The 26,656-nt window shown below is 69.5% G+C and carries 27 protein-coding genes; 11 read left to right on the top strand and 16 right to left on the bottom strand.

The window, feature by feature from the left end:
- The first annotated feature begins 118 nt into the window (after window positions 1-118).
- A complete protein-coding gene (locus tag G4D77_RS29195; RefSeq protein WP_047217056.1) occupies window positions 119-1,006 on the top strand; it encodes a class I SAM-dependent methyltransferase in 888 nt (295 codons plus the stop codon).
- Between the two features lie 67 nt (window positions 1,007-1,073).
- On the opposite strand, the gene G4D77_RS29190 is transcribed toward G4D77_RS29195, so the two are convergent.
- The 7 genes from G4D77_RS29190 to G4D77_RS29160 all read right to left on the bottom strand — a co-directional run bounded on the left by G4D77_RS29190 (window position 1,074) and on the right by G4D77_RS29160 (window position 7,310).
- Window positions 1,074-1,721, bottom strand: coding sequence for a nitroreductase family protein (locus tag G4D77_RS29190; RefSeq protein WP_047216978.1), 648 nt, complete (start codon window positions 1,719-1,721; stop codon window positions 1,074-1,076).
- Window positions 1,718-2,221 carry a ferric iron uptake transcriptional regulator gene (fur, locus tag G4D77_RS29185; protein ID WP_154834173.1) on the bottom strand — a complete coding sequence of 168 codons (504 nt, stop codon included), beginning with the start codon at window positions 2,219-2,221 and terminating at the stop codon, window positions 1,718-1,720. The genes G4D77_RS29190 and fur overlap by 4 nt, the downstream gene beginning before the upstream one ends.
- Window positions 2,218-2,838: a DUF2325 domain-containing protein gene (locus G4D77_RS29180; RefSeq protein WP_047217055.1), complete on the bottom strand. Its 621-nt coding sequence runs from the start codon at window positions 2,836-2,838 to the stop codon at window positions 2,218-2,220. Before G4D77_RS29180 ends, fur begins: the two co-directional genes overlap by 4 nt.
- Window positions 2,839-3,141: 303 nt before the next feature.
- Entirely contained in the window at window positions 3,142-4,173 is a 1,032-nt protein-coding gene (locus G4D77_RS29175; protein ID WP_154834172.1) for a c-type cytochrome, read from the bottom strand.
- Between the two features lie 17 nt (window positions 4,174-4,190).
- Window positions 4,191-4,952 (bottom strand): c-type cytochrome, encoded by a 762-nt coding sequence (locus tag G4D77_RS29170; RefSeq protein WP_154836357.1) that lies wholly within the window; start codon window positions 4,950-4,952, stop codon window positions 4,191-4,193.
- Between the two features lie 157 nt (window positions 4,953-5,109).
- Window positions 5,110-6,651, bottom strand: coding sequence for an ATP-binding protein (locus G4D77_RS29165; protein ID WP_154834171.1), 1,542 nt, complete (start codon window positions 6,649-6,651; stop codon window positions 5,110-5,112).
- Window positions 6,648-7,310, bottom strand: a complete 663-nt coding sequence (locus G4D77_RS29160; protein WP_012206042.1) for a response regulator — start codon at window positions 7,308-7,310, stop codon at window positions 6,648-6,650. Before G4D77_RS29160 ends, G4D77_RS29165 begins: the two co-directional genes overlap by 4 nt.
- Window positions 7,311-7,749: 439 nt before the next feature.
- On the opposite strand from G4D77_RS29160, the gene G4D77_RS29155 reads away from it, so the two are divergent.
- From G4D77_RS29155 to G4D77_RS29140, 4 genes are all read left to right on the top strand, one after another.
- A complete protein-coding gene (locus G4D77_RS29155; RefSeq protein ID WP_154834170.1) occupies window positions 7,750-7,932 on the top strand; it encodes a hypothetical protein in 183 nt (60 codons plus the stop codon).
- A gap of 193 nt (window positions 7,933-8,125) precedes the next feature.
- Window positions 8,126-9,082: a TlpA family protein disulfide reductase gene (locus G4D77_RS29150; protein ID WP_227740988.1), complete on the top strand. Its 957-nt coding sequence runs from the start codon at window positions 8,126-8,128 to the stop codon at window positions 9,080-9,082.
- The gene (dsbG, locus tag G4D77_RS29145) at window positions 9,079-9,885 is read left to right on the top strand and encodes a thiol:disulfide interchange protein DsbG (protein ID WP_047216973.1); all 807 of its coding nucleotides are present in this window, start codon (window positions 9,079-9,081) and stop codon (window positions 9,883-9,885) included. The genes G4D77_RS29150 and dsbG overlap by 4 nt, the downstream gene beginning before the upstream one ends.
- Before the next feature lie 11 nt (window positions 9,886-9,896).
- Window positions 9,897-10,298 (top strand): DsrE family protein, encoded by a 402-nt coding sequence (locus G4D77_RS29140; protein ID WP_154834168.1) that lies wholly within the window; start codon window positions 9,897-9,899, stop codon window positions 10,296-10,298.
- Here G4D77_RS29140 and G4D77_RS29135 read toward each other — a convergent pair.
- A complete protein-coding gene (locus G4D77_RS29135; RefSeq protein ID WP_012206046.1) occupies window positions 10,283-10,747 on the bottom strand; it encodes a hypothetical protein in 465 nt (154 codons plus the stop codon). The two genes, G4D77_RS29140 and G4D77_RS29135, sit on opposite strands and share 16 nt — an antisense overlap.
- A gap of 333 nt (window positions 10,748-11,080) precedes the next feature.
- Here G4D77_RS29135 and dsrO point away from each other — a divergent pair, with 333 nt between their 5' ends.
- The 3 genes from dsrO to G4D77_RS29120 all read left to right on the top strand — a co-directional run bounded on the left by dsrO (window position 11,081) and on the right by G4D77_RS29120 (window position 16,271).
- Complete coding sequence (gene dsrO / locus G4D77_RS29130) at window positions 11,081-11,932, top strand: sulfate reduction electron transfer complex DsrMKJOP subunit DsrO (RefSeq protein ID WP_154834167.1); 852 nt, start codon at window positions 11,081-11,083, stop codon at window positions 11,930-11,932.
- Window positions 11,933-11,948: 16 nt separating this feature from the next.
- A complete protein-coding gene (nrfD, locus tag G4D77_RS29125) occupies window positions 11,949-12,992 on the top strand; it encodes an NrfD/PsrC family molybdoenzyme membrane anchor subunit (RefSeq protein ID WP_154834166.1) in 1,044 nt (347 codons plus the stop codon).
- 78 nt (window positions 12,993-13,070) lie between these two features.
- Entirely contained in the window at window positions 13,071-16,271 is a 3,201-nt protein-coding gene (locus G4D77_RS29120) for a tetrathionate reductase subunit A (RefSeq protein WP_154834165.1), read from the top strand.
- Here G4D77_RS29120 and G4D77_RS29115 read toward each other — a convergent pair whose 3' ends face one another.
- The 8 genes from G4D77_RS29115 to G4D77_RS29080 form a co-directional block, all read right to left on the bottom strand.
- Window positions 16,272-17,702 (bottom strand): efflux transporter outer membrane subunit, encoded by a 1,431-nt coding sequence (locus tag G4D77_RS29115; protein WP_154834164.1) that lies wholly within the window; start codon window positions 17,700-17,702, stop codon window positions 16,272-16,274.
- Window positions 17,699-18,898, bottom strand: coding sequence for an HlyD family secretion protein (locus tag G4D77_RS29110; RefSeq protein ID WP_154834163.1), 1,200 nt, complete (start codon window positions 18,896-18,898; stop codon window positions 17,699-17,701). The genes G4D77_RS29115 and G4D77_RS29110 overlap by 4 nt, the downstream gene beginning before the upstream one ends.
- 29 nt (window positions 18,899-18,927) lie before the next feature.
- Window positions 18,928-20,703 (bottom strand): MFS transporter, encoded by a 1,776-nt coding sequence (locus G4D77_RS29105; protein WP_012206052.1) that lies wholly within the window; start codon window positions 20,701-20,703, stop codon window positions 18,928-18,930.
- A 1-nt stretch (window position 20,704) separates the two neighbouring features.
- Window positions 20,705-21,253, bottom strand: a complete 549-nt coding sequence (locus tag G4D77_RS29100) for a TetR/AcrR family transcriptional regulator (RefSeq protein WP_016446240.1) — start codon at window positions 21,251-21,253, stop codon at window positions 20,705-20,707.
- Between the two features lie 105 nt (window positions 21,254-21,358).
- Window positions 21,359-22,276, bottom strand: coding sequence for a pseudouridine synthase (locus G4D77_RS29095; protein WP_154834162.1), 918 nt, complete (start codon window positions 22,274-22,276; stop codon window positions 21,359-21,361).
- A gap of 12 nt (window positions 22,277-22,288) precedes the next feature.
- Window positions 22,289-22,705: a putative toxin-antitoxin system toxin component, PIN family gene (locus G4D77_RS29090; protein ID WP_154834161.1), complete on the bottom strand. Its 417-nt coding sequence runs from the start codon at window positions 22,703-22,705 to the stop codon at window positions 22,289-22,291.
- Window positions 22,702-22,929, bottom strand: a complete 228-nt coding sequence (locus G4D77_RS29085) for an AbrB/MazE/SpoVT family DNA-binding domain-containing protein (protein ID WP_013802025.1) — start codon at window positions 22,927-22,929, stop codon at window positions 22,702-22,704. The genes G4D77_RS29090 and G4D77_RS29085 overlap by 4 nt, the downstream gene beginning before the upstream one ends.
- A 64-nt stretch (window positions 22,930-22,993) precedes the next feature.
- On the bottom strand, window positions 22,994-23,749 hold the full coding sequence (locus tag G4D77_RS29080) for a GntR family transcriptional regulator (RefSeq protein ID WP_013802024.1): 756 nt from the start codon (window positions 23,747-23,749) through the stop codon (window positions 22,994-22,996).
- Window positions 23,750-23,887: 138 nt separating this feature from the next.
- On the opposite strand from G4D77_RS29080, the gene G4D77_RS29075 reads away from it, so the two are divergent.
- The 3 genes from G4D77_RS29075 to G4D77_RS29065 all read left to right on the top strand — a co-directional run bounded on the left by G4D77_RS29075 (window position 23,888) and on the right by G4D77_RS29065 (window position 26,606).
- Entirely contained in the window at window positions 23,888-24,682 is a 795-nt protein-coding gene (locus tag G4D77_RS29075) for an SDR family oxidoreductase (protein ID WP_071956140.1), read from the top strand.
- Between the two features lie 66 nt (window positions 24,683-24,748).
- On the top strand, window positions 24,749-25,681 hold the full coding sequence (kce, locus tag G4D77_RS29070; RefSeq protein WP_016451593.1) for a 3,5-dioxohexanoate:acetyl-CoA acetone transferase: 933 nt from the start codon (window positions 24,749-24,751) through the stop codon (window positions 25,679-25,681).
- Between the two features lie 46 nt (window positions 25,682-25,727).
- The gene (locus G4D77_RS29065; RefSeq protein ID WP_154834160.1) at window positions 25,728-26,606 is read left to right on the top strand and encodes an SMP-30/gluconolactonase/LRE family protein; all 879 of its coding nucleotides are present in this window, start codon (window positions 25,728-25,730) and stop codon (window positions 26,604-26,606) included.
- Window positions 26,607-26,656: the final 50 nt, after the last annotated feature.

Raw genomic sequence — 26,656 nt, 5'->3', positions numbered from 1 at the left:
CTTCCCTTCGGGTTGCCTGCATTCGTGCGAACAGGCCCTAATATGGGTATCAGCCCTTGAAGCAATTCATGGAAGGTGGATGCCGCCCGCCCCGGCCGGCAACGCACAGGAGCCCGCCATGCCCGAATCTCTTGCCCCGACGGCCGCAACGGCCTTGCCCGACGCGCAGCCCTCCTCGCCACGCCAGGAAAAACTGTCCGATGTCAGCGAGACCTTGCGCATTCCACTGGCCGCCCGCGCCCTGGGCGAGCGGCTGTTTCCCGGCATGGCCGTCAGTGACGCCCACGCCTTGGACACCCTGACCCAGCTGGGCGACGACGGCAGCCGGTGGCTGCAGGACCGGCAGAGCATTTACGGCGTGCTGGCGCGCACGCACTGCTTTCGCGCGCTGGCGCAGGACTTCTTGCAGCGCCAGCCGCAGGGCCATGTGGTGAACCTGGGCTGCGGCCTCAGCGACTATTTCCAATGGCTGGACAACGGGCAGATGCACATGACGGATGCCGACCTGGGACCGGTGACCGCGCTGCGCAGGCAGCTGCTGCCCCGGCAATCGGAGCGCCAGGAGATCCGCGAATTCGACCTGGCCGATGCCGACTGGTGGCAGCGGCTGGGACTGCCGGCCGACAGGTCCGGGCCTGCGGTGTTCATGATGGCCGAGGGCGTTTCCATGTACCTGCAGCCAGAGCAGATGCAGGCGCTGTGGACCACGTTTGCGCAACGCAGCCCGCCGGGCTCGGAGCTGGTGTTCGACGCCATGTGCTGGCTGGCGGCCGGGCGCGCAAGCCAGCACCCTTCGGTCCGGCTCACCCAGGCCCAGTTCCATTGGGGCCTGCGCCGCGAGGCCGATCTGGCGCAAGCCCATCCCCGCCTGCAGCTGGTGGCCACGCACCAGGTGATGGAAGGCTACGGCCCGCCCTACTCGCTGGTGGGGCCGGCATTCCGCTGGACCTTTGGCGTGCACTTCTATGCCATCTACCAGCTGAAGTCGGTCGAGACGGCGGCTTAGGCCGATTGCGCAGCCGCAACGAAAGATGCCCGGTCAAGCCGGGCATCTTTGCTTCAAGGAACCAGGATCAGCCTGCGTCGTCCGCGCTGGCGGACAGGGCCAGGGCCAGGCCTTGCACCAGGTCTTGCCCGGGCTGCCATTCGCGCACAAAGCGGTTGCGCGGCGGCCGCAGGGCTTCGCGGCCGGCCGAGACGGGCGTGCCCACATACAGCAGGCCGACGAGCCGGTCATGGGGCTCGAATCCCAGGGCCTCGCGCACGCGCGCATCGTGGCTGTTGGCGCCGCTGGCCCAGAAGCCGCCAAAGCCCAGGATGTGCAGGGCGTTGAGCATGTTCATGGCGGCAGCGCCACCGGCCAGCAGTTGCTCGCTCTCTGGCACCTTGTGCTCGGGCTGCAGGTGCACGCCCAGCGCAATGATCAGCGGGGCGGACAAGGCCTTGGCGCGGAATCGCTCGGCGTCGGCCTGCGGGTCGCGCGCCCTGGCGGCCTGCGCGAACACCTCGCCCAGCGCATGGCGCGCATCGCCCTGCACCAGCACGAAGCGCCAGGGCCGCAGCTGCCCGTGGTCGGGGGCGCGCAGTGCAGCATCGATGACGGTGTCGATCACGTCTGCGCCCGGCGCCGGCTCCTGCAGCGGCCAGCGTGACTGGCGCGACATCAGCAGGTCCAGCGCGGCGCGCTGCTCGGGGGTCAGGGATCTGTCGTTGGTGCTCATTCGTTGTCCTGCAGCGCAGGCTGCCTTGCCTGCTCGGGCTGTGCCGGTGATTCAGGTGGCAGCTGCGAGCACGCGCCGCAATGGCCGTACAGGGCCAGGCGGTGGTCGGCAAGGCGGTAGCCGTGGGCCTGGGCCACCTGGTGCTGCAGCGCCTCGATGTGGTCGTTGCTGAATTCATCCACGCGTCCGCACTGCAGGCAGATCAGGTGGTCATGGTGCGGCCCCTCATTGAGCTCGAACACCGCCTTGCCGCTTTCAAAGGTCTGGCGCAGCAGCAGGCCTGCAGCCTCCAGCTGCGACAGCACGCGGTAGACGGTGGCCAGGCCCACCTCGGCGCGCCGCTCGGCCAGCAGGCGGAACACGTCCTCGGCATGAAGGTGGCGCGATGCGCTCTGCCTGAAGATATCCAGCACCTGCATGCGCGGCAGCGTGGCCTTCAGGCCGACGCTGCGCAGTTCGGGTTCGCCACCCGGGCTCAGGGGCATCTTGCTGCGTGTCATGCGGTGGTGTCTCCGTGTGTCAGTGTCATGGCGGGGTTGTCGCCGCCTTCGGCACCCCGGTGTATGCGGACGATGCGCAGCGCATCGGGCTGCTCCACCAGCACGCAGGTCTTGCCCGTGCGCTGGCAATGGTCCTGCACGCGCCAGTACTCGCCGTGGCTCAGGCAGCCGGTCTGGCAGATCACCAGATCGGCCTCGCGCAGGCTGGCCTCGAAGGCCTCGGCGTCCTGCTCGGGCTTCCGCGCATGCGCGCCCGCTGCAGGCACGGCGGGCTGCGCCAGGGGCGCGGCCGATTGGCGCTGCCAGCGTGCGCGCTCGCGCAACAGGTCCTGCACGCGCACCAGCAGCGACTCCACGCGCCGCGCCAGCGTGACGCGGCGCGAGAGGCCGGGAATGGCCTTCTCCAGCGCCTCGCGCTCCTCGCGCGCCCACAGCAGCTGGGTTTCCTTGGCCATCAAGGCCGCGCGCTGGCGGATCACCAGCCTTTGCAGCCTCTCTATTTCCTGGGCTTGAAGGCACAGCAGCTCGCTGCTGCGCAATTGGGCGTGGCCGTAGCCACGCAGCAGCACCTGGTGCTCGTGCGCCAGCTGCTGAATGTCGTCCAAGGTCTGGGTCATGGTTTCCTCGGCAAACCTGAGCATCGCGCGGCGGTCGCGCGAAGGCCTTTGCGCATGGCCCTGTGCGGCACGGGCCTGGCTTGCCGGCAAGGCGGTGTGCTGCGGTGCAAGCCGGATGCGCTGGCAAATCAGTGAGAATGATTCTTATTAAATCATGAAATGCCGGCCGTCAAACCGATGACCGTACGCCGTCTGGTGCAAAGGCCGCACCGGCGCAGATGCGCTTGCAGCGCGGCCGTCAGCGCCCTGCCATGCACGGCAACGCAGGCCTGCGCCCGGCCTGCCGTTGCCTGTCCGATCCGCTCAAAGACCCTTGAGCAGCCGGCCGTTGACCTCGGTGCCGTACAGCGAGAACGGGGTGTCGTGGAACTGCTTGCGCGTGTCGGCCACGTTGCCGGTGAAGCGCGGGTCCTGGGGGCGCTCCATGCTGTTGATGTAGGTGGCCACGTCCCAGGCTTCCTGGTCGTCCAGCGTGGGGTTGCCGTAGGGCATGTTGCCCTTGATGAAGCTGGCAGCCTTGTCCACCTCATGCGTGCCCGCGCCCCAGTTGTAGGACTGCTTGCCCCACAGCGGCGGAAACACGGTCACGCCGCCCGCTTCCTGGCCCTGGCCCTGCGCGCCGTGGCACAGCGCGCACTTGGCCTCGTAGACCTTGGCGCCGCGCTCGAAGCTGGGCTCCTGCGCGGCCTTGCCCACCTTGGTGAAGCCCGCACCCGGCAGCTTCTCGCCCGTGGGCGCCTTCTGGGCCATCCAGTAGGCGTAGGCCTCCAGCGCCACGAGGATGTCGTGCCCGTCGTCGGGGGCCTTGCCGTTCATGCTGTACATGAAGCAGCCGCGCACGCGCTCGGCGAAGGTGTCCACGTGGTTGGTCTTCTTGCGGTAGGCCGGGTACAGCGGGTAGGCACCCCACATGGGTGCGGCGCCCTTGAGCCGGCCTGCGTCCAGGTGGCAGTTCACGCAGTTGAGGGTGTTGCCCGAAAAGCCCACGGCGTTGGCCGGCGTGCGCAGGAAGATGGCCTCGCCGCGGCGAATCCACTCACCCATGGGCGTGTCGGGGATGTCGCGGGCGCCGGGGGGTGTGAAGGCGCCGCCGTCGGCAGCCACTTTCACGGCCTGGGAAGCGACCTGGGCATTCGCATTTGCATCGGCCCTGGCAGCGGTGGCAGCCGCAGCGGGGACCGCGCCCACGCGGCCCGGCGCAGGTGGCATGTCTGGCTGGCTGATGTACATGCCATAGGCGAGCGCGCCCGCCAGGCCGGCGAACAGGCAGGCGACGACGACGTACTCGGCGGTATTGGAGTTTTGAGAGGCGCGGGTGGGTTGTGTGTCGGACATGTTCGGCTCCCGGTCCATCAGGGTTTGGCTGGCGCGGAGGCCGTGGCTGCGGTGCTGGTGCTGGGGCTGGTGCCATGCAGGCGGGCGTAGTAGGCCGCCACGGCCTGGATGTCCGCGGGCGTGAGCTTTTGCGCGACCTTGCCCATGAGGCCCAGCGGGCCGGCCTCGCGCTGGCCCTTGTTCCAGGCGGCGACCTGGCTTTGCATGTAGTCGGCCGTCAGGTGGCCGATGGCCGGGAAATCTGCGCCCACGCCCACGCCGCCAGGGCCGTGGCATTGGGCACAGGCGGGAATGCCGTCCGCCCAGCGTCCGCGCTCGACCAGCCAGGCGCCGTCATCGTCCTTGCCCTTGGGCAGCGGGCCGCGCACGGGCTGGATGGGCAGCGGCAGGCTGGCGTAATAGGCGGCCACATCGGCGCGGTCCTGGGCCGACAGGGCCTTGGCCATGGGCGCCATCACGGGGGCCTGGCGGCTGCCGTCGGCCAGGTGCTGGAGCTGGCGCGCCAGATAGCCGGCGTGCTGGCCGGCCAGGGCCGGAAAGCCCGCCATGCCCTCGCCCTTGGCGCCGTGGCAGGTGGCACATGCCGCCGCACCCTGGGGCGTGCCCGACTGGGCGATTTTCTGGCCGGCTGCTGCACTGCCTTGCACCGCAGCTGTGGGCGCTGCTGCGGGCGCTGCTGCCTTGGGCTCGGCGTCTTGCGCCCAGGCGCTGCCCATCAGCATGCAGATGCCGATGGCGATGCACGACCGGGACAGGGTCTGTTTGTTCATGCGGATCATCGTGGGAAGAGGCATTTGCCCTGCCATGCGTCCGCGCCACGCACCCAGGAGCGCACGGCTGCGGCGGACAGGATCGAATAGGGATACCGGCCGCCGCCCCGCAAGGCGCAATGCCCGCAGGGCTGGCCAGCCAGGCCCGCACGATACGGAACCGAGATTAAGCCGGCGTTAATGGGCCAGGGTCCGGGGCCTGCGCGCCCGGGCCGTCCGCCAGCGGCAGGTACAGGCGCGCGACCAGGCCGCTGGCCTGGCCTTCCTCGGGCCGCCACAGGCTGCGCGGCTGCAGCAGCAGGCAGCCGCCTGCGCATTCAGCGATGCGCTGCACGATGGGCAGTCCCAGGCCGCTGCCATGCTCCTGGGGACGCTTGCGCCAGAAGCGGCGCGTGGCCTCTTCGCATTCCTCGGCGCTGAGCCCCGGGCCGTGGTCGGCCACGGTGAACTCCACATAGCCTGTGCCCGGCTGCTGCGTCTTGCCCGGCATGGCGCCAATGGGGCGCACGGCCAGTTCCACGGGATGCTGCGGCGCATGGCGCAGGGCGTTTTCCAGCAGATTGCGCAGGGCCGAGACCAGCAGGGGCTCGGAGATGGCCAGCGGCCAGTCCTGCACGGGCTGGCCGTTGTCCAGCCATGTGCGCAGCGCGGGCGCTGGGGCCTGGGCGCTCACGGCATTCACAGCCAGTTGCCAGGCCTTGTCCAGCGCCTGCAGCGCATCGGCAGGCGCATCGCCGCAGGCCAGCACGGAGGCAGCGCCAGGTTCATGCTGCTCCAGCCGCGCCAGCAGCAGCAACTGCTCCAGCGTGTGCTGCAGGTGCTCCACGCCCTCGCCCGCCTGGGCCAGCGAATCGCGGGCCATGGAGCCGGGCGGCGCGGCCAGAAGGCCGGCAGGCATGCCGGGCGCCGCCAGCGCCATCTGCGCCACCTGCACATGGGTCTTGATGGCGGTGAGCGGCGTGCGCAGCTCATGGGCGGCGTCGTCGCTCCAGCGGCGCTCGCGGTCTATGGCCGCGCGCACGCGGTGCAGCAGCTGGTTGAGCGTGCCCACCAGCGGCGCCAGTTCGCGCGTCTGCAGGCCCTGGGCCACGGGCGAGTCGTCGCCGGGCGGGCGGCGCGCCAGTTCGCGCCGCAGGGCCTCCAGCGGCCTGAGGCCCTGGGTCACGGCCCACCACATCAGCCCCATGCTGGCCAGCAGCGCCAGCACGAAGGGCAGGACGATGGTGTAGGCAAAGCCGTGGATCAGGCCCTCGCGCACATCGATGCGGTCGGCCGTGGCGATGCGCACGCCGTGGTCCTCCAGCACATAGGTGCGCCAGGGCTTGCCCCCCTTGATGATGGTCGAGAAGCCCAGCGGCATGCTCTGCGGGAACACGGGACTGCCCTCGGTCTTGGCCAGTACCTGCGGCAGGGCCGATTCGGGCCGCACGGGCTGGACCTCGCCGCGCACCAGGCTGACCTCGCAGGCCACGCCGTCGCGCGCGATCACGTTGAGCATGGGGCTCCAGTCCTGCGGCAGCTCCCGGGCAGGCCGGAACTGGTGGACGATGCCGGCCACCATGCGCGCCGAGGCGATCAGCCGGTCATCCAGCACGGTGCGCAGCTCGTTGCGCATGTCCGAGAACATCCAGGCCGCCACCCCGCCCCACAGCGTGCACAGCGCCAGGCACAGACATGCCAGCAGGCGCACGCGCAGGCTGCGCATCATGGGTGCAGGCCCAGGCGATAGCCCTCGCCGCGCACCGTCTCCACCAGTTCATGGCCCAGCTTGCGGCGCAGGTGGTGCACATGCACGTTGACGGCATTGCTCTCCACATCCTGGCTGTAGCCGTAGAGGCTGTCGCGCAGTTGCTCGGTGCTCAGAATGCGGCCCGGCGACTGCAGCAGCGCGCGCAGCAGCGACCACTCGCGGCGCGACAGCTCCACCGTGCGGCCCTGGCGCTGGATGTGGCCTGCAGCGGGGTTGATGCGCACCTCGCCCAGCTCGATCCAGTCCACGCTGCGGCCGGCCGCGCGGCGCAGCAGCGCATGCAGGCGCGCCGCCAGTTCGTGCAGGTCAAAGGGCTTGACCAGGTAATCGTCGGCGCCGGTCTGCAGGCCTTCGATGCGCTGTGACACGGCATCGCGCGCCGTCAGCACCAGCACGGGCACCTGCAGGCCCTGGCCGCGCCAGCGCGCCAGCAGCGAGAGGCCATCCTCGTCGGGCAGGCCCAGGTCCAGCACGCAGGCATCGAAATGCGAGGAACGGATGGCCGCATCCGCCTGCCCGGCCGAGGCCACGGTATCCACGCCAAAGCCCTGCAGCTGCAGGCCGGCTCGCACGCCGCTGGCCACCAGCGCGTTGTCTTCCACCAAGAGAACATGCATGTTGTTGTCCGCAGGGCCTGGCGCCAGGCCCCGCCGTCTGTATCCAAGTCGGGAACGAAAAGCGACTGAGCATCGCAGATTTGTAGCGAGGTGTACGCCAGCATGCCGAATCTCGCAGGCACGCGTACAAGAATGCGGCCAGGCGTTGGCGCGACGTTCGGGCCGCCAGCTCGCTTTGCAGCCATGTGCCCATGGGACTTTCAGGGACTGAGAGCAAAACGCAATTCTTGGGTTCTTCAGAAAATAATTGGCTATTCAAAAATCTGAAAAAACGCAGGACCAGTCCTATGGCAACTAAGAAAAATCCTGGAAGATTTCAGAATCCTCCCGGCGATTTACTGCAGTAGATCTTGCAATCACCAATGCACAATTCAACCCTTGCCTCCCAAGGGGCTGCATAGCTCTCGCCCCCATATCCCGCTGAATGGAAAGAAATGCAATGAATGAACTTCAAATAGGGCTTGCCGTCGTGGGCGCCCTGATCCTCTTCGCCATCATGCTCACTTTCAAATACAAGATGGTGCGACCCTGCATGCCATCGGAAAACAGGTTGGCTTTCAAAATTTCCATCTTCATTGTGATTTTTTCCGGCGTATTTGCAGCACTCTGGAATAAGTTCTGACCCTCGATCGATGAGATGGATTTTCTTGCGAGCGCAAGAGGGGCGCTGCCGCCCGGCAAGCCAGGTGAGGCCATGAGGCCGTTAACCCCCCGTTAATTCCCCGCTGCCAGCATCCACGACCTGTCAGCCTGCATGGCTGAAACTCCCTTCCATGCCTCTCCGGTCATCCCCTCTTCTTTCATCCTTCCAGCCCTTGCTTGCCAGCCTGCTGCTGGCGCCTTCGCCTGTTCTTGCCGGAGCGGCCGAGCCTGGCGGGCCGTCAGCGCTATCGGCGCTGGGCGCCTGGCTGCACCTGCCTGCCAGCCTGGCGCTGGGGCCGCTGGTCCTGCCGATGGGCGTGGTGGTGGCCATGCTGGCCTGGCTGCTGGCGCAGTGGCTGGCGCGCAGGAATGAAAGGCGCACGGGCCAGGCCGTGGATGCGCTGCTGTGGCAAAGCACCCTGGCCGGCCTGCTGGCGGCGCGCCTGGCCTATGTCGCGCAGTGGTGGACCGAGGTCGCGCCGGCCCCCTGGGATTGGAGCGGAATGCCGGCCTTCGCAGGCCGCATCATCGATATCCGCGACGGGGGATGGAACCTGTGGGCCGGCCTGCTGGCCGCGCTGCTGTACATGCTGTGGCGCAGCCGCCGCTCCCCGGTGCTGCGCCGCGCCACAGGGCTGGCGCTGGGCGCGGGGGCGGCCCTGCTGGCGCTGGGCAGCCTGCTGCAGGCGCTGCCGTCCGCAGATGCACCGGCCCTGCCGGCCTTCACCCTGGTCAACGGACAGGCGCAGCCGGTCTCGCTGCAGCAGTTGCAGCAGGCCGACGGCAAGCCCATGGTGATCAACCTCTGGGCCACCTGGTGCCCGCCCTGCCGGCGCGAGATGCCGGTGCTGGCCCAGGCCCAGCAGCAGCGGCCCGATGTACGTTTCATCTGGATCAACCAGGGCGAGCCTGCCGAGACCGTGATGGGCTATTTGCAGCGCGAGCAGGCGACGGCCCCGCTGCCGCTGGCCCAGGTGCTGTTCGACCCGCAGCAGCAGGCCGGCCGGCACTGGCGCCAACGGGGCCTGCCTTCCACCTATTTCTATGGCGCCGACGGCCGGCTGTGCGGCATGCGCATGGGCGAGCTGTCGCGCGCCAGCCTGGCCCAGCATCTGAAGGAATGTTCATGAGCGCTTCCCCCCTGTTCCCCCTGCCTGCACTGGCAGGAGCCCTGGCCCTGTCGGCAGCCTTGGCCCTGCCGGCTGCGGCGTCCGAGCTGCCATCGGAGGATTTCCTGGCCCAGCAGGGACTGACCCTGGTGGGACCGCTGCCGGCCGTGGGCGGACTCAAGGCCTGGGCCGCCTACCGCGACCGCCAGCCCGTGCCCATCTACCGCATGCCTGACGGCAAGCACTGGGTGCTGGGCACGGTGATCGACGCCCAGGGCCGCGACGTGAACGCCCAGGCCCTGCAGGCCGCCGTGCAAAAGCCCATGGGCGAGCAACTGTGGGGCGATGTGCAGCGCGCCCAGTCCATACCGGATGGCCGCGCCGACGCGCCGCGCACGGTCTATGTGTTCACCGACCCCAACTGCCCCTATTGCAACCAGCTGTGGAACGATGCCCGGCCCTGGGTGGAGAGCGGCCAGGTGCAGTTGCGCCACATTCTGGTGGGCATCCTCAAGCCCAGCAGCGAGGGCAAGGCCGCCGCCTTGCTGACCGCGCGCCAGCCCGAGCAGGCCCTGGCCGAGCACGCACGCGCCTATGCCAAGGCCGGCCGCGCCAGCGCAGAAGGCGCGGGCGCCACGCCGCTGGCCCCGGTGCCGCAGGCCACGCGGCAGGTGCTGGCCAACCATGCCTCGCTGATGTCCACCTGGGGGCTGCGTGCCACGCCGGCCCTGGTCTGGAAGGATGACAAAGGAGTGGTGCAGGTACGCACCGGCCTGCCGCCGGGCCTGCTGGAAGAGGTCATGGGGCCGCGTGGCAGGAAATGACGGGGACGACCATGAGCACAAGCCGTTCTCCCGCCGCTTCCACCTCCTCCAACGACTGGAGCGACCTGTTCCCCGCCCGGCCGGATGCGCCGCCGCTGCGCATCGTGCTGCATGCGCCCACACCGGGCGCCCTGGCCCGTGCACGCAGCAATCTGGCCAACCTGCGCCAGGACCGGCCCGGTGCCGAAGTCCGCATCGTCATCAACGGCCCGGCCGTCGAGGCGCTGCTGGACGCCGCGCCGGGCACGCCGCAGCATCTGGATGCTGCCGCCCTGGCCCATGCGCTGGTCTGCCCGAACACGCTCAGGAAGCTGGGCCGCGAGGCGCCTGCCGGCATGCGCGTGCTGCCGCAGGGCGGCATCGAGTCACTGGCCCTGCTGCAGCAGTCGGCCTGGTGCTACGTGCGCTGCTGAGCGGCCTGCGCCAGCGAGGCCAGGCAGCGCGCCTGCCATTGGTATTCAGGCTCGAACGATTCACGGTCCGTGACGGCGCCGTGGCCGCCCTCGCCATAGACCATGGCGTAGGCCGCATAGTCGGCCGCCTGCAGCGCCCGGCCCGCCAGCCCATGGGCCGTGGCATAGGTGGCGGACACGGCGGCATGGCCGCAGCCGTCGAGGGAGCGCGATCCCTGGTGGTGGTTGGCCAGGCTGGCCGCCTCGCGGGCCAGGCGGTCCAGCTCCTGCCTGTCGATCTGGCCATCCAGGTAGCGGCGAAGGCCTTGCGCGCAGCGGATGACGTCCGGGTCTTCCAGCAGGTGCGCGATGCGGTCCACGCAGGCCTGTGTGAATTGCAGCCTCAGGTGCTCGCCGGCTTCGGCGGCAAGGTCCAGTTCCGAAGCAAGGCTGTTCAGGGCATGGTTCATGGAGAACTCCTTGGCAGTGGCGACACAAGCAGCGTAGACCGGGGCCGCGCGCGGAAACAAGAGGGTGATTTCCGATACGCGCCCTGCATTCCCGAGGAATGCAGTCACCCTGTTAACCCCGTCTTAATCCCTGCGCCACACGCTATGGACTGCCTTGGGTGCCTGTCCATGGCAGGCAGTCGGTGGCGCTTTGCAAGCCCATTGCTTGACTCACATCAAGCCGCCAATGCCCTGAATTTCATATATTAAATTCAATATAAAAAGCATATTTTTAATGCTTTATTGAGTTTGAGCGACCACCCTCCGTGGCCGCAGGACGATGAAAGACAGGCCATGCCAAAAACATCCCGAGCCGGCAGCGGCTGCAACGACTGCAGCTGCAAGCCCTCCTCCCAGGACATCCCCGCCCGCACCGCCGCCCATGCACAGCCCGCCGCAGGCAAGCGCGGCTTCCTGAAGGACCTGCTGGCCGCCGCCATGGCGGCCGTGGCCCTGCCCGTGGCGGCGGCGGCGGCCGCGCCCGGCACCCCGGGTTTTCAACCGCCGCGCCGTCCCGGCGAGGCCGGCAGGCGCTACGGCATGCTGGTGGATCTGCGCCGCTGCATAGGCTGCCAGGCCTGCACGGTGAGCTGCTCCATGGAGAACCTGCCACCGCTGGGCCAGTTCCGCACCACGGTGCTGCAGTACGAGGTGCAGCACGCGGGCAACGAGGACCTGCCGCCGGCCATGCTCAACCTGCCGCGCCTGTGCAACCACTGCGACAACCCGCCCTGCGTGCCGGTCTGCCCGGTGCAGGCCACCTTCCAGCGCAGCGACGGCATCGTGCTGGTGGACAACGAGCGCTGCGTGGGCTGCGGCTACTGCGTGCAGGCCTGCCCCTATGACGCACGCTTCATCAACCACGAGACGCAGACCGCCGACAAGTGCACCTTCTGCGAGCACCGCCTGGAAGCCGGACTGCTGCCGGCCTGCGTGGAAAGCTGCGTGGGCGGCGCCCGCGTGATCGGCGACCTCAACGACGAGGGCAGCGAGATCCGCCAGCGCATGCGCGAGCACGCCAAGGACCTCAAGGTGCTCAAGCCCGCCATGGGCACGGACCCGCATGTGTACTACCTGGGATTGCCCGACGCCTTCGTCGACGGCGTGGACGGGCAGGCCAGCGTGCGGCTGGTCACTTCCCACTGAACGCAAGGAGCACCCCATGCACATCGTCGAACTCCTGACCCCCGCCTACGAATCGGCCTGGCTGCCCTGGGCCGTGCAGTACTTCTTCCTGGCCGGCATTGCCACGGGCGCCGCCCTGCTGGCCGCCGCCTGCGCCTGGGCGCCGCGCGCCAGCGCCATGGCGCGCCTGCTGCCGGCCGCCGTGCTGGTGCTGGCCGTCAGCGCCATCGCGGCGCCCGTGTCGCTGCTGGCCGACCTGCACCAGCCTGCGCGCTTCTGGCATTTCTATGCGCACTTCACGCCGTGGTCGTGGATGTCGGTGGGCGCCCTGCTGCTGCCGGTCTTCGTGGGACTGGCGCTGGCCTTCGTGCTGGCCTGGTGGCTGGGCCGGCCGCAGTGGCTGCGCTGGCTGGCGCCGCTGCTGGCCGTGTCGGCACTGACCATCACCGCCTATACCGGCGCCGAGCTGATGGCCGTGCGCTCGCGCCCGCTGTGGAACACGCTGTGGGTGCCGCTGAACCTGGCACTCACGGGCTGGCTGGCCACGGTGGGCTGCATGCTGGTGACGGCGCGCTTTCTGCCCGCCCGCCACCGCCCCGATGCCGGCGCCCTGCAGGCCCTGCGCATCCTGGGCCTGGCGCTGGCGCTGTGCCTGCTGGCCATGGTGGCGGTCTGGGCCGTTGCCGGCTGGCTGGGCCAGGGCCGCTCCTTCCAGGCGGCGCTGCAGCTGTGGCAGCAGTTTCCGGTCTGGCGCCTGAGCATGCTGGGCTCGGCCGTGGCCGGTGCCGCCTTGCTGTGGGCCCTGGTCCGGGGTGGGCAGCGCATGGCCTGCCCGCGCTACACGCTGGCCCTGGGGCTGGGCCTGGCCGCCGCGGCCTGGGCCTTCCGCTGGGCGCTGTTCATGGGCGTGCAAGGCGTGCCCAAGTACGGCGCGGGCCTGTACATCTACCACATGCCGCTGGGCGGCGACGGCCTGCTGGGCATGCTGGGCGTGGCCGGCCTGTGCATTGCACTGGTGACGCTGGCCACCTGGGCGCTGGAGCTGTTTCCCGCGCGTTCGGCCACGGCCCGCGCCCTCTGACACCGCCGCCCTGACGACCCCTCACCCATTCACGGAGCGCGGCCCGCCACCGGCCGGCCGCGCCAAAGAAAGCCTTTCATGACCGACAAGAAGAAACTCCCCCAAGCTCCCGAAGATTCCCTGGATGCCGAGGCCGCCCGCCGCCGCCTGCTGCTGCGCGGTGGCCTCACCGCCGGTGGGCTGGCCGCCTTTGCGGCCGGCTACGGCGAGACGCTGGCGCGCGGCGCCAAGGGCCTGGTCGCAGGCACTTCGGGCACGCCCACGGCCAGCGCCACGCGCGGCAATTCGCTGACGCCGGAGTTCCGCATCGACCCGGCCACGGGCGCGCTCACCACACAGCCCGGCCAGGTGGTCAGCCCCTCCAGCTGCCTGGGCTGCTGGACGCAGTGCGGCGTGCGCGTGCGTGTCGATACCGCCAGCAACCGCATCCTGCGCGTGGCAGGCAACCCCTACCACCCGCTGGCCACCACGCGCCCGGCCGCCATGGAAGAACCCGTGCGCGAGGTCTACGCCAAACTGGGCAAGGAGCTGGGCCTGGAGGGCCGGGCCACGGCCTGCGCGCGCGGCTCGTCCATGCTGGAGCACCAGAGTGCGCCGCACCGCGTGCTCACCCCGCTCAAGCGCGTGGGCCCGCGCGGCAGCGGCCGCTGGCAGAGCATTTCCTTCGAGCAGCTGGTGCAGGAAGTCTGCGAGGGCGGCGATCTGTTCGGCGAAGGCCAGGTCGAGGGCCTGCGCGCCATCTGGGACACCAGGACGCCGCTGGACGCCGACAACCCCGAGTTCGGCCCGAGCTCCAACCAGTTGCTGGTGACCGACGCCTCCAACGAAGGCCGCGCCCAGCTGCTGCGCCGCTTTGCAGGGCCGTCCTTCGGCACCGTGAACGTCAGCAACCACGGCGCCTACTGCGGCCAGAGTTTTCGCGTGGGTGCGGCAGCGGCCCTGGGCGACCTGCCCGGCATGCCGCACGGCAAGCCGGACTGGAGCCATGCCAGCTTCGGCCTGTTCATCGGCGCGGCACCCGCGCAGTCCGGCAACCCCTTCCAGCGCCAGGGCCGCGAACTGGCCGAGGCCCGCTCGCGCGAGGACAACCGTTTCCGCTACGTGGTGGTCTCGCCCGTGCTGCCGACCTCGTCCAGCCTGGCTGCGGGCAGCGGCAACCGCTGGCTGGCCGTCAAGCCGGCCAGCGACCTGGCCCTGGCCATGGCGCTGATCCGCGTCATCCTGGACGAGGCGCGCCATGACACGGGCTTTCTCGCCCAGCCCGGCCCGGCCGCCATGCAGGCAGCGGGCGAGGCGTCCTGGAGCAATGCCACGCACCTGCTGGTCAACGAGCCCGGCCACCCGCGCCATGGCAGCTTTCTGCGCGGCGCCGACCTGGGCTGGGCCCTGCCCGCGCCAGCCGAAGACGGCAAGCCGGCCCAGGATGTGTTCGTGGTGCAGCGTGCCGATGGCAGCCTGGCGCCGCACACCCAGGCCGAGCCTGCACAGCTGATGGTGCGCACCCGCGTGGCCGTGCCCGGCCTGAAGGCCGAAGGCGCGGACCAGGCCCCCGAGCTGTCGGTCTGCTCCTCGCTGGCCAAGCTGCATGAGCAGGCCAGCCTCAAGACACTGGACGAATACGCGGCGCTGTGCGGCGTGGCGCGCGGCGAGATCGAGGCGCTGGCGCGCGAGTTCACCAGCCATGGCAAGCGCGCCGTGGCCGATGCGCATGGCGGCACCATGAGCGGCGCGGGCTTCTACACCGCCTACGCCATCAGCATGCTCAACACCCTGGTGGGCAACCTCAACGTGCAGGGCGGCCTGGTGCTGGATGCCGGCCCGTTCGGCCCCTTCGGCCCCGGCCCGCGCTACGACTTCGCCAACTTCGACGGCAAGGTCAAGCCGCGCGGCCTGGCGCTGTCACGCCACCGCCAGCCCTACGAGAAAAGCGCGGAATTCCAGCGCAAGCGCGAGGGCCAGCCCGAGGGCGCGAAGGACTACCCCGCCGCCCAGGCCCCGTGGTACCCGGCCGTGGGCGGCCTGTCCAGCGAGATGCTGGCCAGCGCGCTGGCCGGCTACCCCTATCGCGCCAAGGCCTGGATCAACCACATGAGCAACCCCGTCTACGGCATTGCGGGCTTTCGCAATGCGCTGGTGGACGATCTCAAGGACCCGAAGAAGCTGCCGCTGATCGTCTCCATCGATCCCTTCATCAACGAGACCAGCGCGCTGGCCGATTTCATCGTGCCCGATACCGTGACCTACGAGAGCTGGGGCATCTCGGCGCCCTGGGCCGACGTGGTGGCCAAAAGCTCCACCGTGCGCTGGCCCGTGGTGCAGCCCGCCGTGGCGCGCACGGCCGGCGGCCAGCCCGTGAACGTGGAGAGCTTCCTCTTCGCCGTGGCAGAACGGCTGGGCCTGCCGGGCTTTGGCGAGGCCGCCATCAAGGACGCCCAGGGCCAGCCCCATGCGCTGCGCTCGGCCGAGGACTTCTTCATCCATGCCCTGGCCAACGTGGCCTGGGCAGGCAGCAAGCCCGTGCCGGCGGCCAGCGATGATGACATCGCCATCACCGGCGTGGACAGGCTGGTGCCCGCGCTGCGCCAGCGCCTGAAGGACGATGAATGGCGCCAGGTGGCCATGCTGCTGACGCGCGGCGGGCGCTTCGACCGCATCGAGGACGCCTGGAAGGACGGCCACACCCGCAAGGCCCACGCGCCTGCCCTGCAAGTGTGGAGCGAGGAGCTGGCCCGCATGCGCCACGCCATGACGGGCGAGCGCTACAGCGGCTGCCCCACCTGGTATCCGGCGCGGCTGGCCGACGGCAGCGCCATGCGCACGCATTTCGGCGAGCAGCAATGGCCGCTGCTGCTGACCTCGTACAAGTCCAACCTGATGAGTTCCATGTCGATTGCCGTCTCGCGGCTGCGCCAGGTGCATCCGCACAATCCGGTATCGCTGCACCGGGAGGACGCCGAGCGGCTGGGCATCGCCAACGGCGACACGGTGCGCATCCGCACGCCGGGCGGCGCGGTGACGGCCGTGGCCATGGTGCGCGACGGCGTGATGCCGGGCACCGTGGCCATCGAGCACGGCTACGGCCACCGCGAACTGGGCGCGGGCCGCCACAGCATCGACGGCCAGCCCATGCCGGTGAACGCCGAGCATGCCAATGGCGTGAACCTCAATGACCTGGGCTTTGCCGATCCCACGCGGCCCGGCTGCAAAAACGTGTGGGTGGACTGGGTGTCCGGCGCCACGGTGCGCCAGGGCCTGCCTGCGCGCATCGAGAAGGTCTGATCAGCGGGCGGGGCTGGCGACTGGTGCAGCGTCGGCCTGCCAGCCGCCCCCCAGCGCCTGGTACAGCGCAATGGCGTTTTCCAGCTGGCTCTGGCGCAGGCGTATGACTTCCTGCTGGGCCTGGTAGAGATTGCGCTGGGCGTCCAGCTCTTCCAGGTAGCTGGCGTAGCCGGCCTCGTAGCGGTCCTTGGCAAAGCCCAGGGAGCGCTGCAGCACCGCCTCGCGTTCGCTGGCGTGCTGCCACTGCGACTGCAGGCGCCGGGTGCCGACCAGGGCGTTTTCCACATCGGCCAGGGCCTTGATCACCACGCCCCGATAGGCATAGGCGGCCTGGTCGCGCTGGGCGGTCACGGCGTCGAACTGGCCCTGCAGCCGCCCGCCCGTGAACAGAGGTGCCAGCACGCTGCTGCCCAGGGCCCAGACCGTGGCCGGGTGGTATTGCAGGGCATTGACCAGCAGGCTGCCGGCGCTGGCCGTCAGCGAGACCTGGGGCAGGAAGGCGGTGCGCTGCACGGCCAGGCTTTCGTCGGCGGCCGCCAGCTGCAGCTGCGCCCGTGCAATGTCGGGGCGGCGCTGCAGCAAGGCCGAAGGCAGGCCGGCGGCCGGCGCAGGCGGCGGTGCGCCCAGCGCAGCGGACTGGCCGTCGGTTGTTGCCATGAGCGCGGCAGCCTGCTCGTCACCCTCGCCACCGGCCAGCAGCAGGAGCGCCGTGCGCTGGCGCGCCAGCGACAGCTCCAGCTGCTCCACGGCCTGCTGCACGCCCTGCAGCTCGGCCTGGGCCTGGGTGAGCTGCAACTGCGAGGTGTAGCCGACGCGCGCCTGCTCATCGGCCAGGCGCAGGGCCTGTTCGCGCGAGCGGGCCGTGGCCTGGGCCACTTGCAGCTGCGACTGCAGCGAGCGCAGGCCCACATAGGCCTGGGCCGTGGTGGCGGCCACGGCCAGGGCCACGGCGTCGCGGTCGGCCTCGCTGGCCTGCAGGCGCAGGGCGGCGGCCTTTTCCAGGTGGGCGATGCGGCCCCACAGATCAGGCTCCCAGCTGGCCTGCAGGCCGGGCTGAACCGAGCGCGTGTGCGCCAGGCCCCGCGCGCCCAGGCTGCGGCCCGTGGAGGCGCCGGCCGTGGCCGAGAGCTGGGGCAGGCCCGCAGCGCCTGCCACATCCAGGTTGGCCCGCGCCTCATCCACGCGCGACAGGGCCAGCAGCACATCGTTGTTGCGGGACTGGGCCAGTTCCACCCAGCGCGTGAGCAGCGGATCGCCAAAGGCCTGCCACCACGATGCCTGGACGGCGGCGGCCGGCTCCTGCCCTGCCCCGCTCCACTGGGCGGGCACGGCGGGCCGGGCCGCTTCAGGCGCGGTGCTCAGCGGCGGCACGCTGCAGCCAGTCAGCGCGGCGGCGCAGGCGATGGCCATGGCCAGTGCGCGGGCGGTCATGGGCGGGCCTCCGGTTGGGGTGCGGGCTGCTGTGCGGGTTGGGGCTCAGGCTGCGCCGTATCCAGCCGCACCACCACCGACATGCCCGCGCGCAGCCGCGCGGCCAGCTCCTGGTCGGGATCGATTGCAATCTTGACCGGCAGGCGCTGCACGACCTTGGTGAAGTTGCCCGTGGCGTTGTCGGCCTTGAGCACGCTGAATTCCGAGCCCGTGGCCGGCGCGATCTCCAGCACGCGGCCCGTGAGGTGGGCGCCGCCCAGCGCATCGACGCTGAAGCGCACGGACTGGCCTATGCGCACCCGGGCGGTCTGGGTTTCCTTGAAGTTGGCCACCACCCACAGCGTGTGCGGCACCACGTACATGAGCTGGGAGCCGGCCGTGACGTACTGGCCCCGGCGCACGCCGACTTCGCTGACCTGGCCATCGCCGGGCGCGTGCACCACGGTGTTGTCCAGGTTGATCTGGGCCTGGCGCAGCTGCGCCTCGGCCATCTGGACCTGGGCTTCGAGCGAGGCGCGGTTCACCGTCGTCGCCTTGATCTTCTGGGCGTTGATCTCGATGTCGGCCTGGGCCTTGGCCACGTTGGTGGCCGCCAGGCGCGCGGTGGCACGCACCTTGTCGCGCTCGTTGAGCGAGACGGAGCCGCGCTCGGACAGCGCCTGCACGCGCTGCAGCTCGGCTGCGGCGCGGTCGGATTCGGCCTGCGCCGCCGCCAGGCCGGCGCGGCTGGCGCCCAGCGTGGCGCGGTTCTGCGCCTGGGTCTGGTCGGCATTGGCCAGCTGTGCGCGGGCATTGGCCAGCTGGGCCTGCGCCTGGGCCTGGGCGGCTTCGTAGGTGCGGGCGTCAATGCGCACCAGGGGCTGGCCGGCCTTGACGTTCTCGTAGTCCTGCACCAGCACCTCGGTCACATAGCCGCTGACCTGGGGCGCGAGCACGGTGACGGCGCCGCGCACATAGGCGTTGTCGGTGCTGACCACGGTGCCCGCGAAGGGGAACAGGTTCCAGGCACGCAGCACCAGCAGCACGCCGGCCAGGGCGACCACCAGCATCACCAGCACGCTGCGCAGCGAGGGCTTGATGAGCTTGGGCGATGGCGATGGCGATGGCGAAGGCGAGGGCGAAGGCGCCGCAGCGGGAGCCGGCGCAGGCGAGGCAGAGGCGGCCGTGCCGCCATTGGAATTTTCGGAGTCACTCATGTTGTTGTCTTTTCTCTGGGCGAACGGTTTCAGGCGCGGGCGACGGGTTGGGTGGGCGGCTGGCCCGGCGCGTCCTGCGGCGCGGCGGCATCGGTGCCGCGCATGGCCGAGGCATCGGCTGCGGCGGCGCGCATGCGCTCCACGAAGGCGCGCTGGCGTGCGCGGCCGGCCAGGGCCAGCATCCACAGCAGGTAGAGCACGGCCACGCCGGCCGTGAGGGCGAACACGTCGTTGTAGGCGCGCACATTGGCCTCGCGGCGTGCGGCCTGCGCCAGCTGGGCCGTGCCCTGGGCCGCGCGCAGGGCCGGGTCGGCGATGACGCGGGCCAGGCTTTGCTGCTGCAGGCGCAGGCGGTCGGCCACGATGGGGTCGGTGGGATCGACATCGGCCACGATGGCGGCCGAATACACTTGCTCGCGGTGCATCTGGTAGGTGCTCAGCAGGGCCGAGCCCATGAGCGCGCCCATGGCCTGCGTCATGGAGATGGTGACGATGGCCGTCAGCATGTAGTGCGCGCCGAACTTCAGGCCCTGCACCACGCCGATCAGCATCAGCGGCCCCATGAACAGGCCCGCGCCCACGGCCATGAGGAACTGGCTGCCGAAGAAGTCCTCGGGCCGGGCCAGGCTGGTGCGGCTGTGGTCCAGCCAGGCCGCCAGCGCGAACAGCACGATGGAGCCCACGATCTGCTTGCCCATGTTCTCCAGCCCGAAGGTCAGCGCCGACACGGCAATGCCCGCGATGGTGCCCAGCAGGATGACGATGAACAGCGGCTGCATCTGGTCCACCGTCATGCCCAGCATGCGCTGCATGCCGATCACGCCATAGGTCTGCTCGGTGGTCAGAAAGCGCAGCAGCAACGCACCGATCACGAAGCGCACCGTGGGCGCCAGCACGAACCAGCGCGTCTGCAGCATGGGGTTGCGACGGTGGTGCTCGATGTACAGCGCCACGCTCAGCAGGACGATGGAGCCGATCAGCATCCAGGCCAGCCAGGGCGTGTCCAGCCACCAGTGGTTGTAGCCCTGCACCAGCACGGCGATCAGCAGGCCCACGCCGGGCACCATCAGGAAGAAGGTCAGGAAGTCCAGCCGCTCGAAGCTGCGGATGTGCACGCCCGGCGGCAGCTTGAGCACCACCACGCCCGCGAACGAAATCAGGGCCAGGCCGGCCTCGAACAGGTAGAGGTTGTGCCACTCGCTGTTGAACAGCAGGCCCGGCGACAGGATCCAGGCCAGCGGCGTGGCGATCTGCCCCAGGCCCACGCCGATCACCAGCATCTTGAGCACATGCTTGCGCGGCGCGGCCTGCAGCATGTAGAGCGTGCCCAGCGTGCTGCAGGTGGCGCCCGCCAGGCCGCTGGCCGCGCGCAGCATGAGCAGGCTGGTGTAGCTGCCCAGCACCAGGTGCAGCAGCGTCAGCAGCGCATACAGGCCCAGGCCGATCTCGGCGAACAGCCGCATGCCGAACTGCTGGCGGAACTTGTAGACCAGCAAATTGGCCGTCATGTTGAGCATGACGTAGGCGCCGGTCAGCCAGGCGGCCTCGGAAGACGTCAGCCCCATCTGCCCCTGGATGGTGGGCAGGTTGGCCGTGAACAGTGCATTGCCCAGGCCGCCCGTCAGCGCCACCAGCACGGCGATCAGGCCATAGGCTGCGCGCACGGCCGGCTGGTGCAGCGGCATGGACGGCGAGCCCGGCAGGCTGGGCTTTTCATGCTCTTCCCAGTCCGGCGGGGGCTTGAGGTAGACGACGGGGGGCGACGGGGGCAGCACGGGCCCTGGTGGAGTGGGTGTGGTGGCCATGTCAGGCCTTCAGGCCTTGCCAGACGATCTGCAGCGCCTTGCGCGCCAGTGTGCGCCGCTGCTGCGGCGTCTCGCCGCGCAGCGAGGCGCCCAGCATGCCGAAGACCAGGGACAGCTCGGCCTGCGTCAGCGGCTGGCGGCAATGGCCACAGGCCACGGCCCGGTCCATGGCCGGCCGAAAGATCTGCCACATGGCAACGCGGGCCTGGGCGATGACCTCGTCGCCGCGCTCCACGGTGCGCCAGTAATCGGTGATGGGGGCCGAGACCGCAATGCGCTCGGCCAGGCGCGACAGCAGCTTGTAGAAGGCATCGTCGTCCTCGGCCATGGCTTCGGCCGCGCTGCGCATGCTGTCCAGCGAACGCTCCAGCAGCGCCAGCATCAGCGCACGCCGGTCAGGAAACTGCCGGTACAGCGTGGCGCGGCCGACCTCGGCGCGCTCGACCACCAGGTCCAGCGGCGCGGTCACGCCATGCTCGGAAAACACGGCATCGGCCGCGTCCAGCAGCTGGGCGCGGCGGATATCGGCACTGGGTCTTTTGGAAGTCATGCGGACAATTATCGGACAAAGTTGTCCGTTAAATGTCCGCAACCGGCCTATCCCATGGCGGGGCCATGGGCAAAAAACCAGCGGTTTCCGGCAGTGGAAAAGCCTCTACAGGTCGGTCAGCGGCAGCAGCTGGCGGCGGCTGTCAAAGCGCCGCGACTGGCCGTCCAGAGGATCGGTGAAGGCCAGGCTGCGCGCCAGCAGCTGCAGCGGGCGCGAGTAGTCGCCCTCGGGCATGTCATGCACTTCGGGATAGAAGCCGTCGCCCCACAGCGGCAGGCCCAGGGCGGCCATGTGCACGCGCAGCTGGTGGCGCTTGCCGCTTTCCGGCTCCAGCCGGTAGCGTGCCCAGCGGCCGTGCTGCTCCAGCACCTGCATGTGGGTGCGGGTGTTGGGCGTGCCGGCCACCTCGTGCATACGGAAGAAATGGCCGCTTTCCTCCATGCGGCTTTCATGCGTGCGCGGGAAAACCACGTCCTCGCGCCAGGGCGCGACGGCCTCGTAGGTCTTGTGGATGGCGCGGTCGCGGAACAGCGCCTGGTAGATGCCGCGTGTGGCGCGCTGCACCGAAAACACCACCAGCCCCGCCGTGTCGCGGTCGATGCGGTGGATGGGCGACAGCTCGGGCAGGTCGAACTCGCGCTTGAGCCTCACCAGCAGCGTCTGCTGCAGGTACTTGCCGGCCGGCACCACGGGCAGGAAATGCGGCTTGTCGGCCACCAGCAGATGCGCGTCGCGGTGGAGGACCTCGGCCTCGAAGGGGATGGGCGGCTCGGCCTGCAGCTCGCGGTAGTAGTAGTAGCGCAGGCCCGGCGCAAAGGCCGTGCCTGCATGGGCGGCACGGCCGTGCTCGTCCACCACTTCTTCCTGCGCCATGCGCCGCAGCCAGTCCTCGCGCGCCACGGCCGGCAGGCGCTCGGCCAGAAAATCGATCAGCAACCCGCCGCCCTGGCTGGGCAGCACCACGCAGCTGGGGCTGACGCCGTCGCGCAGAGGAAGAACCTTGGGGTCGTGGGCGTTGTGCATGTGTTTCAGCCCTCAGAGCGCCTGCCGCGCAGCCCATTCATCGGGCGTCACGATCAGGCCGGGAAACTCGTCGCGCAGTGCCAGAAGATCGCCATCACCCGTGATGAGCGCCCGGGCCCGGCCTACATGCGCCAGCACCAGGAACACCTGGTCCTTGTCGTCCCGGCACAGCGGCAATGCAGGCCAGGGCTGCGGCAGTGTGACGACATCGGCCCAGGGCAGGAAATCCTCCAGCAAGGCCTGTTGCTCGGCCGTTGACAGCTTGAACTTCGGATAGGCGAGCACACGCAGCAATTCGCTGGCCGTTTCCCTGCAGACCAGGGGCTTCAACTGCTGGTGCTGCCAGGCCCGGCGTATCCACGCAAGACGGCCGGACGTGAACAGCAATGCCGAAAGCACGACGTTGGTGTCCAGGACGACACGCATCATTTGCGCGCCCAGGAGGTCGCCTCCTGCACATCCTCGTCGGTGATGCCCATCTGCTGCAGCTTGTCGCGGACGGCCTGTGCGCGCTGGACACGCTGCACGTGCACGGGCGTGAGCACGATGCGGCCGTTTTCCACGGCCACCTCGAAATACTCTGCGGCCTCCACCTCGGACACCACGGCCTTGGGCAGGGTGATCTGGTTCTTCGACGTCAATTTGGCAAGCATGGCCGGCTCCTGCAAATGAGAGAAAATACGGAAATCTTACTTCCTTACCTCATTCCTCTGCGTGTCACCGGGCTTCTTCATCTGGCGAGGCTGGCCCGCTCAGTCCACTCACGCCGTTCAACCCGCTGTCCGCCGTCACCAGCACGCCCGCCGAAACGATGTAATCGGCCGCGCTTTCGATGTCGCCGCGCAGCGCCTCCTTGGCGGCTGGCGCATCGCCGCGCCGCAGCGCCTCGACCAGGCGCGCATGGTGGCCGACCGCCACCTGTTCGCTCACGCGGCGCGAGCCCGAGCGCATGTCGTGGTTGAGGATGGGACCTATGCGCAGCCACAGCGCCTCGATCATCTGCAGCAGCATGGGCATGCCGGCCGCGCTGTAGACGGCGAAGTGGAAATCCTTGTTGAAGGCGATGAGCCGCGCGCCGTCCGGCGAGGCGCTGGCCATCTCGGCCGCAAAGCGGTCCTGCAGTGCGGCGATGCGTTCCAGCTCGGCGGCCGGCAGTTGCCGGGCCGCCTGCTCCGTGGCCAGGCCTTCGAGGTTGACGCGGATGCGCGTGATCTCGCGGAAGGCGCTTTCCGTCATCAAGGGCACGCGCAGCGCGCGGTTGGGCGTGAGTTCCAGCGCCTGCTCGGCCACCAGCCGGTGCACGGCCTCGCGCACGGGCATGACGCTGACGCCCAGCGCGCTGGCCGTGGTGCGCAGCGAGATCTGCTCGCCCGGAATCATCTGGCCCGTGATCAGCAATTCCCTGAGCTGTGCATAGACATCGCTGCTGAGGGTCTGGCGTTTGAGTGGGGTGACTAGTTCGTTGATGGCCATGGCGGCGATGGTAGCGCGGCGCCGCCGCTGTCATGCCGCATAGGGTATTCACCATATTTGATCTGTGATCACAGATACAAAATCCAAACCCAACCCGAATCCCTTTCACCTTTGTTTGAGTTCCCAAGGAGTCCCCGCATGTGGAAAAACGATCTTCTGGCCGGCCAGCGCGTCCTGGTGACGGCGGGCGCCGCCGGAATCGGCCTGGAAATCAGCCGCGCCTTTGCCGAGGCCGGCGCGCGCGTCATGGTCTGTGACGTGGCCCAGGCCAGCCTGGATGCGCTGGCTGCCGCCCTGCCTGGCGCCAGCGGCCGTCTGGCCGATGTGTCGGATGCCTTGCAGGTGCAGGCACTGTTCAAGGCCGTGGACAACGAGTTGGGTGGCCTGGACATCCTGGTCAACAACGCCGGGGTGGCCGGCCCCACGGGCGCGGTGGAGACGCTGGAGCTGGCCGACTGGCAGCGCACGCTGGATGTGAACATCACCGGCGCCTTCCTGTGCACGCGGCTGGCCGTGCCCCGGCTTCGGCAATCGGCACGCGAGGGCCGGCAGGCGGCCATCGTCAACCTGTCTTCGGCGGCAGGCCACCTGGGCATGCCGGGCCGCACGGCCTATTCGGCGTCCAAGTGGGCGGTGATCGGCTTCACCAAGTCGCTGGCGCTGGAGCTGGGCGCCGACGGCATCCGGGTGAACGCCATCCTGCCGGGCGCCGTGGACGGCCCGCGCATCCGCGATGTGATTGCCGCCAAGGCGCAGGCGCGCGGCCTGCCGCTGGAGGACGTCACGCGCAGCTACACGCACCAGGCCGCGCTGGGCCGCATGGCCACGGCGCGCGACATTGCCAACATGGCCGTGTTTGCTGCCAGCCCGCTGGCCGGCCATGTCACGGGCCAGGAGCTGGCCGTCGATGGCCTGACCCAGGCGCTGAGCTGAGCGCCCTCTCCTCGTCCTCTCCCCCCTCTACTCCTCTCGACTTTTCACCGTTCGCAAGGACCTTCCATGGCCACACGCACCAAAGCCATCATCACCTGCGCGCCCACGGGCGCCATCCACACGCCCAGCATGTCGCCCCACCTGCCCGTGACGGCCGAGCAGATTGCGCGCGCCGCCATCGATGCCGCCGAGGCCGGCGCCGCCATCGTGCACCTGCATGCCCGCGATCCGCGCGACGGGCGCCCTTCGCAGGACCCTGAGCTGTTCCGCCCCTTTCTCAAGGCGATCCGTGCCGAGTGCGATGCCATCGTCAACATCACCACGGGCGGCAGCCCGCACATGACGGTGCCAGAGCGCATGCGGCCCGTGACCGAGTTCCAGCCCGAGCTGGCCTCGCTGAACATGGGCTCGATGAACTTCGGCCTGTTCCCCATGCTGGAGCGCTTCCCGAACCTGGAGCACGGCTGGGAGCGCGAGCACCTGGAAAACAGCCGCAACCTGGTCTTCAAGAACACCTTTGCCGATATCGAAGGCATCCTGCGGCTGGGCCAGGCCCAGGGCACGCGCTTCGAGTTCGAGTGCTACGACATCAGCCACCTGCACAACCTGGCGCATTTCGTGGACCGGGGTCTGGTGCAGGGGCCCGTGTTCGTGCAGTCGGTGTTCGGCATCCTGGGCGGCATCGGCGGCCACCCGGAGGACCTGATGCACATGCGGCGCACGGCCGACCGCCTGCTGGGCAGCAACTACCAGTGGTCCATCCTGGGCGCCGGGCGCAACCAGCTGCCGCTGGCCACCATGGGCGCGGCCATGGGCTCGCATGTGCGCGTGGGGCTGGAAGACTCTCTGTGGATAGGCCCGGGCCAGCTGGCCACCTCCAGCGCCGAGCAGGTGCGCCGCATCCGCACCGTGCTCGAGGCCCTGAATGTCGACGTCGCCACGCCTGACGAGGCGCGCCGGATGCTGGGCCTCAAGGGTGCGGCCAACGTGGCCTTCTGAACCGCCTTCCCGGGCCAGCCCCCATGCCACCGAACAGGAGACTCCCATGCAGATCGATATCGTCGCCGACCTCAAGACCACGCTGGGCGAAGGCCCGCTGTGGGACGTCGGGCAGCAGCGCCTGTACTGGATAGACAGCTTCGACGGCCGCATCTTCCGCTGCACGGCCGACGGGCGGGAACTGCGCGCCTGGGAAGTCGGCCAGAAGATTGGCTCCATGGCACTGCGCCGCGACGGCCGCTCGGCCCTGGTGGCGCTGCACGGCGGCGTGCACACGCTGGACCTGGAAAGCGGCGAGCTGGAGCTGGTCGTCGCCCCCGAGTCCCACCTTCCCGGCAACCGGCTCAACGACGGCAAGGTGGACCGGCAGGGCCGCTTCGTCTTCGGCTCCATGGACACCCTGGAGGAGCAGCCTTCGGCGCGGCTGTACCGGCTGGACACGGACCTGAGCCTGCATGTGCTGGACGAGGGCATCATCTGCTCGAACGGCCCGTGCTGGAGCCCGGACGGCACGACGCTCTATTTCTCGGACACGTGGAGCGGCGAGATCCGGGTCTACGACTACGACACGGCCACGGGCCATGCCAGCGGCCGCCGGACCTTTGCCCCGGTCGACACCAGCGGTGGCGGCGCGGCCGACGGGGCCACGGTCGATGCCGAAGGCTGCCTGTGGCAGGCCCTGGTGTACGCGGGCCAGCTGGTGCGCTACACGCCGGACGGCCGGGTGGACCGGGTGATAGAGATGCCGGTGCGCAAGGTGACCAGCGTGATGTTCGGCGGGCCCGGGCTCGATACGCTGTACGTCACCTCCATGGGCAAGCCGCCGCTGCCACGTTTCCCGGGCGACGGCCAGTCCCGTGGCGCGCTGTTTGCCGTCAAGGGGCTGGGCGTGCGTGGCCTGCCCGAGCAGCGCTTCGGCGCCTGAGCACGGAGCCGGGCATGCAGGCCCGGAGCCTTCGCACCGCGACGCCGCCC

The sequence above is a fragment of the Delftia sp. WY8 genome, assembly GCF_018437695.1.
Classification (GTDB): Bacteria; Pseudomonadota; Gammaproteobacteria; order Burkholderiales; family Burkholderiaceae_C; genus Comamonas; species Comamonas tsuruhatensis.
The sequence above is the reverse complement of the archived record's forward strand: the minus strand, read 5'-3'. Positions and strand labels throughout refer to the sequence as shown.